Below are 12,959 nucleotides of genomic sequence, written 5' to 3' on the forward strand. Positions count from 1 at the left end.
CGGGTACGCACCCGCGGCCCCTCCGGCGAACGACGACACGCGCCTCAGTCGTTGTCGACGTCGAACGGGTCGGCCACCGGCCGGCCCGTCAAGTGCTTGCCCAGCGCGAGGAAGCTGCGCGAGAGGTGCCACTCCGTGGCCTTCGCCAGCGCGTCACCGTCGCCGAGCCGGGCCGCCGCCAGCATGGAGCGGTGTTCGTTGGAGGTCTCGTCGGCCCGGTCGTGGAGCACCTGGAGCACGTCCCAGGGGAACTTCTGCCAGAGCTGGTCGATCTCCGCGGCCAGCCCCTCGTTGCCGCACTTGGCGTAGAAGAGGAAGTGGAACTGGTAGTTGGCCGCGTTCAGCCGCGCCCGGTCCCCCTCCTCCGCCGCCTGCTCCATGTCGGTGACCAGCCGCTCGGCGAGGTCGATGTCCAGCGGCGAGAGCCGCCGGGCGGCCCGCTGCATCGCGTACGGCTCCACGAGACGCCGCAGCAGATAGACGGTCTTGACCTGCTCGTAGTCCGCGTCCGCGACCCGGACGCCCTTGTGCGGCTCGCCGACCAGCACCCCCTCGGCCTCCAGCAGCCGCAGCGCCTCGCGGACCGGGGTGATGCTCGTGTCGAACATCGCGGCGAGCACGTCCTGCTGGATACGGCTGCCCCGGGGCAGCTCGCCCTCGCTGATCATCCGCCGCAGTTCGGTGGCGATGCGGTCCCGCTTCGTGGGCGCTTTCGCCGGTTTCGGCACGGTCTTGGCGACGCGCTTGGGTACGACGCCGTCAGTCGTGGCGGTCTTGGTTCGTCGGGACTGCGGCGGCATGTCGTGGTCCTTCTGTCGTGGGCGCTCGGGGAGCGGTGGGGGAGCGGGCGAGGTGCGGGCGGGGTGCGGGGCGGCGCGCTCGACGAGTGTCCCATCGAACGGAACGGACCAGTGTGGCGCGGCGAATTGACGGAGGGACCTCAGTCGGCGGGTGCCGTGCGGATCCCGTCGTGGAAGGCGGTGAGCACGGCGGCGAAGGCCGCCGGCTCGTCCAGGTAGGCGACATGACCCGCACCGGGCACGACGGCGCTGATGCCGCCGAGCCGGCCGGCGAGCGATTCGGCCGCGGTGGCGGCGACCCGGTGGTCCCGCGCGCCGCGCAGCACCTGACAGGGCAGCCCGAGCGGAGTGGCCGGGGCGTGCGTGGCCCAGCCGAGTGTGGCGCGCAGGGAGTCGAGCAGGACCTCGGGCCGGGTGCCCGCCATCGCGCGGCGCAGCAGGTCACGGTGGCCGGGGTCGGCGGACAGGAGCGTGCTGTCGACGTAGTTGCGGGCGAAGAGGTCCGCGCCGTCGCGCTCCAGCGCGGCCCGGGTGTCCGCCGGGCGGCGGGCCGCCTCGGCGCCGTCGGCCGGGGGGAACCCGACCAGCGTCAGCGCACGCACCCGGTCCGGGTGCCGCCGGGCCAGGGCGAGCGCGACGAGCGCGCCGAGTCCGGACCCGACGACGTCCACGGACTCGCCGTCATGGGCGGACACGGCCGCGCGCACCGCCCCGTCCACGGTGAACGGCTCGGTGGCGCGGGCCCCGTGGCCCGGCAGATCGAGCGCCTTCAACTGCCGCCCGCCCACGCCGAGATGACCCAGCGCGGGTCCCCAGGTCGCGGCGTCGCCGCCCCAGGTGTGCAGCAGGAGAAGCGGGGTCGCCCTCGTCGTCATAGGCACCTCATACCAAGATGATGCATTTTCCAGTTTCTGAAGTATAGCTATTGCGTGTCAGGCATCTTAGACCCAGAATCCCCACTATGACCACGATCAAATCGGTGCGCCAAGCCATACCGGCCGGCGACGGCGACGACACCGGAGCGAATGCCGGTGCCGATGCCGGAGCGACTGCCGGAGCCGGTGCCACGGTGCTGCTGGACGGGCTGACCATGCGATTCGGTGAGCGCACGGTCTCCCAAGACATCAACCTGACCATCGGCGCCGGCGAGGTGCTCTCCATCGTCGGACCGTCCGGCTGCGGCAAGACCACCCTCCTGAGAGCGGTGGCCGGTCTCATCCCGCCGGCCGAGGGCGCGGTCCGTATCGACGGCCGCGTCGTGGACGGCACGCCGGACGGCGTGGCCATGGTCTTCCAGCACTTCGGCCTCTTCCCCTGGAAGACGGTCGAGTCGAACGTCGCCTACGCGCTACGCGTGCGGGGGACAGGAAAGAAGGAAGCGCTCGACCGGGCCCGGGAGCTGATCACCCTCGTCGGGCTCGACGGCTTCGAGAAGTCGTACCCGCACCAGCTGTCGGGCGGTATGCAGCAGCGCACCGGCCTGGCCAGGGCGCTGGCCGTACGCCCCCGGCTGCTCCTCATGGACGAGCCCTTCGGCGCGCTGGACGCCCAGACACGCGAGGTACTCCAGTTCGAACTGCTGCGCATCTGGCAGGACCACCCCGTGACGATGCTGTTCGTCACCCACTCGATCGACGAGGCCGTCCTCTTCGGGAACCGGATCGCCGTACTGGGCGGCCGGCCCAGCGGCGTCGCCGAGCTGATCGACGTAAAGCTTCCACAGGACCGGGAGCGGGACCGTTCCGTACTGGCGACGCCGGAGTTCCTGGCGATCCGCGAGCGCGTCTGGTCCCTGATCATGAACGCCGAATCGGGCCGCTAGCCACACCGCCCGCCCCACCCGCGGGCCCCACGCACCCGCCCCCACGCCTCGCTCGCCCCCACGCACCCGCCACACCCACCCTCAGCCAGCCCCGCCCGCCGTGCACCGTCGCGCGGAAGAAGAAGGAGCAACTCTCATGAAGATTCCGCGGCGCAGGTCCGCCCTGGTCGGTGCGGCCACCGTCCTCGCTCTCGTCGGTGTCCTCTCCGGCTGCGGCGACAGCGGCTCCGACACGGCGGCGGGTTCCGCCTCGGGCGGCGGCGGCAAGATGACGATCGGCGTGCCGGGCATCCCGCCCATCTTCCTCAACACCGTGATGTACGTGGGCGAGAAGCAGGGCTTCTTCAAGGACCGCGGCCTCGACGTGACCCTGCGCCCGCTCACCACCGGCGCCGACGTCGGCCGCGCGGTGCAGAGCGGCGAGATCCAGGGCGGCATCATCGGCACCCCGGGCGCCGTCGCCCTGCGGGCCACCGGCGGCTCTGTCGTCTCCGTGATGGGCTTCCCCAAGCCGACCTACCTGCTGGCCAGCACCGACCCGGGCGTCACGACCTGTGAGTCGGTCAAGGGCAAGACGGTCGCCGTGGACGCGGTCGGCGCCCCGAAGGCCCTCGCCCTGGCCGGCATGCTCAAGAGCTGCGGACTCGGCCCCAAGGACGTCAGCACGATCAACGTGGGCGGTCCGCCGACGGTCGACGCGCTGGTGGCCGGGCAGGTCAAGGTCGCCGTACTGCACCCGGACGAACTCGCCACCGTACGGGAGAAGATCAAGCCCGGCACGAAGGCCGAGGAGATCATGACGCTGGCCGGCGTCGACCCGCTGGAGCACTACACGGTGCTCGTCGCGCCCAAGAGCGCGCTGGACGGCGCGGCCCGCGAGCAGTGGGTCGACATGGTCGCCGCCGTACGCGAGTCCGTCGCCTACATGAACGACCCGGCCAACCTCAAGGAGGTCGCGGCCGTGGCCGCGAGCGTCACCAAGGAGCCGGCGAGCGTCACCGAGGCGGCGCTGCCCACGTTCCTCTCGCTGGGCGTCTGGCCCAAGTCGGGCGACGGCCTGGACCGTGACGCCATCGAGCACACCATCGAGGGCGCCGTGGCCGCCGGCAACGTCCCCAAGCAGAAGGCGCCGACGTACGACGACATGGTCGACCCGTCCGTGTTCGCCGACGCGACGGGCAAGTGATGGGTATGTCCCCGGCCACCCGTGGGGCCGCCCACCGGTCCACCTCCGCGCCACCGGGCCCGGCCGCCGCACCCTCCGCCGCCACGTCCGCCGCACCGGCGGAGGCCCCGGCCGAACCCGGGACCGCACCCCCGGCCGGCCCGAGGCTGACGCGCCGCGTCACCCGCCGGCTGATACCGCTCGCCATCTCCGCCGCCGGTCTGCTCGTCGGACTCGGCCTCTGGCAGTGGGCCGGACAGCGCGACCCCGTCCTCTTCGCCACCCCCGGCCGCTCGCTCTCCGCGCTGGCCACCATCACCGAGGACGGCACGCTGCCCAGCGCGCTGCTCTCGTCGGGCCGGCTGCTCGTCGTCGGACTCGCCCTCGCGATCGTCGCCGGGGTCGGCTTCGGCCTGCTGCTCTCCCGGGCCCGGCTGCTGCGCAGCAGCACCGACTGGCTGCTGTTCGCCCTCCAGTCCGTACCGATCGTGGCCCTGGCCCCGCTGATCCTGTCGGCGTTCGGCTTCGGACTGCCGGCCAAGACGCTGGTGGTGTTCCTGACCGCGGTGTTCCCCATCGCCGTCAACACGGCGGAAGGCGCACACCGGGTGCCGGCCACCCTGCTCGAAGTCGCGCGCACGTTCCGCAGCAGCGAGTGGCGGATCTGGAAGGACGTCCTGCTGCCGCACACCGTGCCGTACGCCATGACCGGTGTACGGCAGGGCATCGCGATGGCCTTCGTCGGCACCCTCGCCGCCGAGTTCTTCCTCAACGCCAGCGGCGTGGGCGGGCTGTTGCTCGCCGCGAGCACCCGGTTCGACTCGGCCACCGTGCTCGGACTGACCCTGCTGGTGTCGGTCCTGGCGGTCGCCCTCATGGGCGTCGGCCGGGCCGTCGAGGGCTACTTCGCACGGTGGCGGGAGGTGAAGTCATGACCCCGGAAGCGCTGACCAAGTCGCCCGCGTCCGCCGTCGCACCCGCGCCCGTACGGCCCCCGAAACGGCCCCGGCGCACCGACCGGCCCGTCGGCCGCCGCGCCGACATGCTCGGGAAACTGACCGTCGCCGCCCTCGTCCTGGCCGTCTGGGAACTCTCCGTACGGCTGTGGCTGCCCGACTATCTGCCCACCCCCAGCGGCGTCGCCGGGGCCGCCTGGCCGACCCTGACCTCGCCGGACTTCCGCACGGCGTTCGGCGAGACCCTGGGCGGCGTGCTGCTCGGCCTGCTCATCGGCTGCGTCGCGGGAACCGCACTCGGTCTCGCCGTCGGACGGGTGCCGTGGCTGCGCCACCTCACCTCGCCGTACGTCAGCGGCCTCTACGCCATGCCGATGCTCGCGATCGTCCCGATGGCGACGATCTGGCTGGGCTACTCCAGCCAGACCCGGCTGGCCGTCATCGCCCTCTCGGCGTTCCTGCCCTGCGTGGTCAGCACGGGCGACGGCGCCAGGAACGTACCGGTCCAACTGTCCGAACTCGCCCAGATGCTGCGGCTGTCCCGCCCCCGGGTGGTGGTCGACGTACTGCTGCCGGCCACCCTCCCGTTCGTCGTCGCCGGCGTTCAGGTCGCCGTCGGCCGGGCGCTGGTCGGCGCGGTGGCGGTGGAGTTCCTCGCCAGCCTGCCGGGTCTCGGCACGTTCATCCTCACCAACGCCCGCTCGTTCGACCAGGACGCCGCGTTCGTCGCCGTCCTCGTGCTGGCCGTGCTCGGCATCGCCGCGCGCACCGGGACCGAGGCGGCACTGCGCCGGCTCGCGCCCTGGCATCTGCACGTCAACCGCTGACCGGCCGACAGGCCCGCAGCCCCCAGAACAGCAAGGAGCAGGAAATGCCCGACGACGGCGACGCACGGCGGCCGTTCCGGACCGAGATCGTCCGCGGCATGCGGGTCGAGTGGGACGTGCCCGTGGAGATGGACGACGGGATCGTCCTGCGCGCGGACGTGTTCCGCCCGCTGACCGACGGCCCCGTACCGGTGATCATGACCTACGGCCCGTACGCGAAGGGCCTGCCCTTCGAGCGCGGCTACCCCAGCGCGTGGGAGGCCATGGCGCGGGACCATCCCGACACCGTGGCCGGCACCTCGAACACGTACCAGAACTGGGAAGTCGTCGACCCGGAGAAATGGGTGCCGGACGGCTACGCGTGCGTGCGCGTCGACTCGCGGGGAACCGGCCGCTCACCGGGCCGCGTCGACCCGTTCTCGCCGCGCGAGACCCGGGACTTCCACGACTGCGTCGAATGGGCGGGCACCCGCGACTGGAGCAACGGACGCGTCGGCCTCAACGGCATCTCCTACTACGCCATGAACCAGTGGCAGGTCGCCTCCCTGCGGCCGCCGCACCTCGCCGCGATCTGCCCGTGGGAAGGCGCGTCGGACTTCTACCGCGACGGCTCCTACCAAGGAGGCATCCGCTCCACCTTCTGGGACCACTGGTACGACATGCAGGTCAAGACCGTGCAGTACGGCGTCGGCGAGACCGGCGGCCGCAACCCCAGCACGGGGCAGCTCATCTGCGGCGACGACCTCCTCGACACGGCCGAACTGGCCAAGAACCGCACCGACCTGGGCGCCGACATCGCCGCGCACCCCTTCCACGACGCGTACCACCGGGACCGGTCGGCCGACTGGGACGCCATCGACGTGCCGGTCCTGAGCTGTGGCAACTGGGGCGGCCAGGGCCTGCATCTGCGCGGCAACGTGGAGGGCTTCGTACGGGCCGCGTCCGAAGCCAAGTGGCTGGAGATGCACGGCCACGCGCACTGGCCGCTGTTCTACACCGACTACGGCGTCGACCTCCAGAAGCGTTTCTTCGACCGCTATCTCAAGGACGAGGCCAACGGCTGGGAGGACCGCCCGGCGGTGCAACTGCAGATCCGGCACGTCGACGCGACCTTCACGGAGCGCGGCGAGGACGCCTGGCCGCTGCCGTCCACGCGGTGGACGAAACTCCATCTGGACGCCGCCGGTTCGACCCTCGGCGCCGAGACACCGGCCGGCGGGGCGTCGGCGGAGTTCGCCGCGCTCGGCGACGGACTGGAGTTCAGCACCCCGCCGCTCACCGAGGAGACCGAGATCACCGGGCCCCTGGCGGCCAAGCTGTACGTCTCCACCAGCACCACCGACGCCGACCTGTTCCTCGTCGTACGGGTCTACTCACCCACCGGCGACGAGGTCGTCTTCCAGGGCGCGCTCGACCCGCACACCCCCGTCGCCCAGGGCTGGCTCCGGGCGTCCCACCGCCGCCTCGACCCCGAACTGTCCACCGCCCACCGCCCCTACCACCCGCACGACCGCGCCGAGCCGCTGGTGCCGGGGGAGGTGCACGAACTCGACATCGAGATCCTCCCGACCTGTCTGGTCGTCCCGGCCGGCTACCGGATCGCACTCCAGATACGGGGCAAGGACTACGTCTACCCGGGCCCCAGCGCCCGGCTGTCCAACCTGAAGAACGACCTCACCGGCTGCGGTCCGTTCCTGCACAACGACGACCACGACCGGGTGGCGGGCACCTACGACGGCCGGACGACGGTCCACACGGGCGGCGACCACGCGTCGTACCTGCTGCTGCCGGTGATCCCGAAGAGGCCCTAGGACCTGTCTTCAAAGTAGCGCCGTCCGCCCGTAGGGCGGGGCCTGCGGCGTCTGGTGCGGTGCATCGCAAGGCGGAGGATCGGCCTCGTACTGGGCGTACTTGGTCGACTCCGACAACGCGGCGAGGTGCCGTGCCAGGCGTCGCAGGCCAGGCGGGACTTTGAAGACAGGGCCTAGGAATCGAAGCGCTCCACGCGCACCGCGCACACCTTGAACTCCGGCATCCGGGACGTCGGGTCGAGCGCCGGGTTCGTCAGGTTGTTCGCCCGGCCCTCGCCCGGCCAGTGGAACGGCATGAAGACCGTGTCCGCGCGGATCGCGGTCGTGATCCGCGCCGGCGCGACCGCCCTTCCGCGCCGTGACACCACGGCGAGCCGGTCGCCCTCGGCCACCCCGAGCCGCTCGGCGAGCCGTGGGTGCAGCTCCACGAAGGGGCCCGGCGCGGCGGCGTTCAGCTCGGCCACGCGCCGGGTCTGGGCGCCCGACTGGTACTGCGAGACGACCCGCCCCGTCGTGAGCAGCACCGGATACTCCGCGTCCGTCTCCTCGGCGGCCGGGCGATGGACCACGGGGACGAAGCGGGCCCGCCCGTCGTCCGTCGCGAACCGGTCGAGGAAGAGGCGCGGTGTGCCGGGATGGCTCTCCTCGGGGCACGGCCAGAACACCCCGTCCTCCGCCGCGATCCGCCGGTAGGTGATCCCCGAGTAGTCGGCCGGACCGCCCGCCGACGCCTGGCGCAACTCCTCGAAGACCTCCTCCGGATCCGCCGGAAACCCCTTCTCATGACCGAGCAGCCCCGCCAGCCCGTGCAGCACCTGAAGATCGCTCCGTACGCCCGACGGCGGCGTGATCGCCCGGCGCCGCAGCAGGACCCGCCCCTCCAGGCTCGTCGTCGTCCCCGTCTCCTCCGCCCACTGCGCCACCGGCAGCACGACATCGGCGAGCGCCGCCGTCTCCGAGAGCACCACGTCCGCCACGGCCAGGAAGTCCAGCGAACGCAGCCGCCCCTCGATGTGCGCGGCGCGCGGCGCCGAGACGACCGGGTTCGAACCCATCAGCAGCAGCGCCTTCACCTCACCGCCGAGCGCGTCGAGCAGTTCGTACGCGCTGCGCCCCGGCCCCGGCAGCGCGTCGGGAGCCACCCCCCACACCCGCGCCACATGCTCCCGCGCGGCCGGGTCCGTCAGCTTCCGGTAGCCCGGCAACTGGTCGGCCTTCTGGCCGTGTTCACGCCCGCCCTGGCCGTTGCCCTGACCGGTGAGACAGCCGTAGCCGGACAGCGGCCGACCAGCGCGGCCCGTCGCGAGACAGAGGTTGATCCAGGCGCCCACGGTGTCGGTGCCCTTGGAGTGCTGCTCCGGCCCGCGCGCCGTGAGCACCATGCCCGTCGGCGCGTCGCAGAACAGCCGCACCGCCTCGCGGAGTTGGGGCACCGGGACCCCCGTGATCCGTTCGACGTGCTCCGGCCAGTGCGCCATCACCGCCGCCCTGGCCGCCGGCCAGCCCGTCGTACGCTCCCGCACGAACTCCTCGTCCGTCCGGCCCCCCGCCACCACCAGGTGCGCCAGGCCCAGCGCCAACGCCAGATCCGTGCCGGGCCGGGGCGCCAGATGGAGGTCCGCCTGCTCGGCGGTTCTCGTCCTGCGCGGGTCCACCACGATCAACGTGCCGCCGTTCTCGCGCAGTTCGGTCAGATACCGCAGCGCGGGCGGCATCGTCTCGGCGAGATTCGAACCGACCAGGATCACGCATCCCGTACGCGCGATGTCGTCGAGCGGGAACGGCAGCCCCCGGTCCAGCCCGAACGCCCGCTGATGCGCGGCGGCCGCCGACGACATGCAGAAGCGCCCGTTGTAGTCGATCTGCGAGGTCCCGAGCACGACGCGGGCGAACTTGCCGAGCGCGTAAGCCTTCTCGTTGGTCAGCCCGCCCCCGCCGAACACGCCCACCGCGTCCGGCCCGTGGTCCGTGCGCGTCCGCGCGAGCCCGTCGGCGACGGCGCCCAACGCCTCGTCCCAGCCGGCGGGTTCGAGCGGGCCGCCCGGGGACCGCCGGACGAGCGGTTCGGTGAGCCGCACCCGCGAGGACAGCACGGCCGGCGCCGTACGCCCCTTGCCGCACAGCGCGCCGCGGTTGACGGGGAAGTCGGCGCGCTCGACGACCTCCACACCGGCGCCGTCCGGCGCCCGCCGCAGCCCCATCCCGCACTGCAACGCGCAGTAGGGGCAGTGCGTCGGGACGGCGTCGGTCACGGCTCCATCGGTCGTCATGGCCAAAGCGTGCGTTCACGGTGTTACGCCCCCGCCCGTACGCGGTTACGCCCCCGACACGCGCACCTCCCGCACGACGCCCCGCCGCTGTGAGGACGCTCTCACCGCTGTGAGGACGCTCTCACCCGGCCAGCGCCTCGCGTACACCCGTCTCGACCGGGCCGAGGAAGTGCGGATCGGGCCGCGTCACCGCGTCGAGCGCCGCCTTGCCCGCCGCCGCCAACTCCCGCACTCCGCCGTAGTACCAGGTGACGTCCCGCCGCTCGGCGACCCCGACACCGTACGAATCGACGCCCGCCGCCCGGCAGAGCGCGACCGCGCGCCGCACATGGAAGTCCTGCGTCACCAGCACCGCCCGCTCGACGCCGAAGATCTTCTTCGCCCGGACGCAGCTGTCCCACGTGTCGAAGCCCGCGAAGTCGCTGACGATCCGGTCGTCCGGCACGCCACGCGCCGTCAGATACGTCCGCATGGCGTCCGGCTCGTCGTACTCCTCCCGGCTGTTGTCCCCGGTGACGAGCACGACCTTCACCTTTCCGCCCTCGTACAACTCGGCGGCGGCGTCGAGACGGTGCGCCAGATACGGCGTCGGCGCGCCCTCGCGCAGACCGGCCCCGAAGACGACCGCGACGTCCCGCGCCGGTACGTCGGCGAGCGTACGGACATGGGCGTCGGCCGTCGTGTACAGCCATGTCGCGGGCACGAGCGCCAGCGCGCATCCGAGCATGACGGCCTGCAACCCACGCCGCTGCCCCCGCCGGGTCCTCGGCAGCCGCACCACCTTCCGCAGCCGCACCACCCCTCGCAGCCGTACCGCTCGCAGCCGAACGGCGGTCAGCGCCTTCCGCAGCCGTGCCGTCGTCGGCGTCTTCGGCATGAACATGAGCCCCCATCATCCGTACGTACGAAGTACGTACTCGGTACGACGATCGGCACCGCCGAAGAGTTCGCCACGCGCCCCTCCCGTCTGTGAGCACCCCGAAAACCCCCACGACACACCCGGCAACCATCCGGCAACGTCCGCCCCACAGGATCGCCCCATGGAAGAGCCGCCCACCCTCGCGCCCGCCTCCGCGCCCACCCTCGTCGTCGTCGCCCACGGCAGCCGCGACCCCCGTGCCCTGCGCACCGTCAGGGCCCTGCTGCGACGCGTCCAGCGGCAGAGGCCCGGCCTCACCGTCCGGCTCGGGCACATCGAGATCGAGCAGCCGTCCCTCACCGACACGCTCGCCTCCTTGGGAGGCGGCCGGGCCGTACTCGTACCGCTGCTGCTCGGACCCGGGCACCACGTCGGGTACGACCTGCCGCGCGCGGCCGCCGCCGCACCCCGGCTGCGCACCACGATCGCCGCGCCCCTCGGCCCGCACCCGCTGCTGGCCCGGGCGCTGCACGCGCGCCTGGTGGAGGCCGGCTGGCGCGACGAGGCGCACCGTGCGAACGACACCGGCGTCGTACTCGCCGCCGCCGGATCACGCGACCCCCGGTCGGCCGCCGCCACCCGCCGTACGGCCGCGCTGCTGAGCGCGCGGCTCGGCGGGGTGCCCGTCGTCCCCGCGTACGCGTCGGCCGCCGCGCCCACCGTCCCCGACGCCGTACGGGACCTGGCCGCACGCGGGCGGAGCCGGATCGCGCTGGCGTCGTACTTCACCGCCCCCGGCCACTTCGCCACCCGCTCCGCCGCCCACGCCCCCTGGATCGCCGCCGCCCCGCTCGGCGACCACCCGGACCTGGCGCACCTCCTCCTGCACCGATACGACGAGTGCCAGGAGGAGGCGCGGACCCGCCCGGACCCGGACCCGGTTACCTTCGATGCATGGAAGGCATCACCGCACCTCACGACGACAGCGCCTACGACGAGGCGGACACCGCACGTTTCTCGGCCGAGCCCGACAAGCGCCCCGGCCGCACCGCCTTCCAGCGCGACCGCGCCCGCGTCCTGCACTCCTCCGCCCTGCGTCGTCTCGCCGGCAAGACCCAGGTGGTGACCCCCGGCTCGCAGAGCCGGGAGTGGGACGCCAGCCCGCGCACCCGGCTGACGCACTCCCTGGAGTGCGCCCAGGTGGGCCGGGAACTCGGCGCCGCGCTCGGCTGCGACCCGGACCTCGTCGAGACGGCGTGCCTCTCGCACGACATGGGCCATCCGCCGTTCGGCCACAACGGCGAACAGGTGCTGAACGACTTCGCGAAGGACTGCGGCGGCTTCGAGGGCAACGCCCAGTCGCTGCGGCTGCTCACCCGTATCGAGCCGAAGCGTTTCGTCCGCGCCGACTCGGTGTCCCCGGCCGTCACCGCGCCCCGGGCCGAGGCGGCCGTCGAAGCCGGCGGCGGCGCCCGCCTCGTCAGCGTCGGCCTCAACCTCACCCGCGCCGTCCTCGACGCCGCGACGAAGTACCCCTGGCCGCAGGGTGCCCACCCCACCGACCCCGGCTCGGTGAAGTTCGGTGTGTACGAGGACGACCTGCCGGTCTTCGAATGGGCCAGGCGCGGCGCCCCGCCGAACCGCACCTGCTTCGAGGCGCAGGTCATGGACTGGGCCGACGACGTCGCGTACTCGGTGCACGACTTCGAGGACGGTCTGCACGCCGGCCACATCGACCCGAAGACGCTCCTCTCCGGGCCCGAACGGGACGAGGTCTGGGCGGTCGCGATCGGCCGCTACGTACCGCACGACACCGACCCGCACCAACTGGCCGCCGCGCTCGACCGCCTCATGGCCGAGGAGTGGTGGCCGCACGGCTACGACGGGACGGCCGTCGCCCAGGCCAGGCTCAAGGACGCCACCAGCCAGCTCATCGGCCGGTTCTGTCTCGCCGCCGAGGGCGCGACCCGGGTGGAGTACGGCACCGGCCGGCTCACCCGCTACGGCGCCTCGCTGGTCGTCCCGCGCGGGGCGCGCGACGAGTGCGCCGTACTGAAAGCCGTCGCCCACCGCTATGTGATGCAGCGCGCCGACCAGGAGTCCCTCCGCGCGGACCAGCGCATCGTCCTCGCCGAACTCGCCTGGACACTCACGGCCCGCGCCCCCGACGGGCTGGATCCCCAGTTCCGCGCCCTGTTCGAGACGGCGTCCGACGACCGCGCCCGCAAGCGTGTGATCGTCGACCAGATCGCCTCTCTCACAGACGCCGCGGCGCGCTCCCTCCACACGGCTCTCACCGGACGCACCTGACCGCCGTGGACCGCGACAAGAGCGCCCCGCACCCCGCACCCGTCATATTCAGCCAACGGCCGAAGCGGGCCGAGCCGCCCCGCCATGGGGTGACGCGTGTAGCAAGGTAGCCACATCAAGCCGGAACCATGCCCGTGGA

General features: G+C 72.7%; 10 protein-coding genes and 1 pseudogene. 7 read left to right on the forward strand and 4 right to left on the reverse strand.

Translation table 11 applies throughout. From position 1 onward, the window contains the following. Positions 1–44: 44 nt before the first annotated feature. Together ACFUN8_RS16320 and ACFUN8_RS16325 are read right to left on the reverse strand one after the other, a co-directional pair. Positions 45–800 (reverse strand): GntR family transcriptional regulator, encoded by a 756-nt coding sequence (locus ACFUN8_RS16320; protein ID WP_383637055.1) that lies wholly within the window; start codon positions 798–800, stop codon positions 45–47. Between the two features lie 140 nt (positions 801–940). Next, positions 941–1,675 carry an alpha/beta fold hydrolase gene (locus tag ACFUN8_RS16325; RefSeq protein ID WP_383637058.1) on the reverse strand — a complete coding sequence of 245 codons (735 nt, stop codon included), beginning with the start codon at positions 1,673–1,675 and terminating at the stop codon, positions 941–943. Positions 1,676–1,761: 86 nt separating this feature from the next. On the opposite strand from ACFUN8_RS16325, the gene ACFUN8_RS16330 reads away from it, so the two are divergent. From ACFUN8_RS16330 to ACFUN8_RS16350, 5 genes are all read left to right on the forward strand, one after another. Beyond that, a complete protein-coding gene (locus ACFUN8_RS16330) occupies positions 1,762–2,622 on the forward strand; it encodes an ABC transporter ATP-binding protein (protein ID WP_383637061.1) in 861 nt (286 codons plus the stop codon). A 136-nt stretch (positions 2,623–2,758) separates the two neighbouring features. After that, positions 2,759–3,808, forward strand: a complete 1,050-nt coding sequence (locus ACFUN8_RS16335) for an ABC transporter substrate-binding protein (protein ID WP_383637064.1) — start codon at positions 2,759–2,761, stop codon at positions 3,806–3,808. Between the two features lie 5 nt (positions 3,809–3,813). After that, complete coding sequence (locus tag ACFUN8_RS16340; protein ID WP_383637067.1) at positions 3,814–4,722, forward strand: ABC transporter permease; 909 nt, start codon at positions 3,814–3,816, stop codon at positions 4,720–4,722. After that, a complete protein-coding gene (locus ACFUN8_RS16345; RefSeq protein ID WP_383637070.1) occupies positions 4,719–5,570 on the forward strand; it encodes an ABC transporter permease in 852 nt (283 codons plus the stop codon). Before ACFUN8_RS16340 ends, ACFUN8_RS16345 begins: the two co-directional genes overlap by 4 nt. 44 nt (positions 5,571–5,614) lie before the next feature. Beyond that, positions 5,615–7,381: a CocE/NonD family hydrolase gene (locus ACFUN8_RS16350; RefSeq protein WP_383637073.1), complete on the forward strand. Its 1,767-nt coding sequence runs from the start codon at positions 5,615–5,617 to the stop codon at positions 7,379–7,381. A gap of 173 nt (positions 7,382–7,554) precedes the next feature. Here the strand turns inward: ACFUN8_RS16350 and ACFUN8_RS16355 are convergent, their stop codons facing one another. Beyond that, positions 7,555–9,651, reverse strand: a complete 2,097-nt coding sequence (locus ACFUN8_RS16355) for a molybdopterin oxidoreductase family protein (RefSeq protein ID WP_383637076.1) — start codon at positions 9,649–9,651, stop codon at positions 7,555–7,557. A 121-nt stretch (positions 9,652–9,772) separates the two neighbouring features. Then, the gene (locus ACFUN8_RS16360) at positions 9,773–10,528 is read right to left on the reverse strand and encodes a vancomycin high temperature exclusion protein (RefSeq protein ID WP_383637170.1); all 756 of its coding nucleotides are present in this window, start codon (positions 10,526–10,528) and stop codon (positions 9,773–9,775) included. 163 nt (positions 10,529–10,691) lie between these two features. On the opposite strand from ACFUN8_RS16360, the pseudogene ACFUN8_RS16365 reads away from it, so the two are divergent. Beyond that, positions 10,692–11,435: pseudogene (locus tag ACFUN8_RS16365) on the forward strand (sirohydrochlorin chelatase); the annotation flags it as partial. Between the two features lie 29 nt (positions 11,436–11,464). Further along, complete coding sequence (locus tag ACFUN8_RS16370) at positions 11,465–12,820, forward strand: deoxyguanosinetriphosphate triphosphohydrolase (protein ID WP_383637079.1); 1,356 nt, start codon at positions 11,465–11,467, stop codon at positions 12,818–12,820. The last annotated feature ends 139 nt before the right edge of the window (positions 12,821–12,959 follow it).

It is taken from the genome of Streptomyces sp. NPDC057307, assembly GCF_042667665.1.
Taxonomy (GTDB): Bacteria; Actinomycetota; Actinomycetes; order Streptomycetales; family Streptomycetaceae; genus Streptomyces.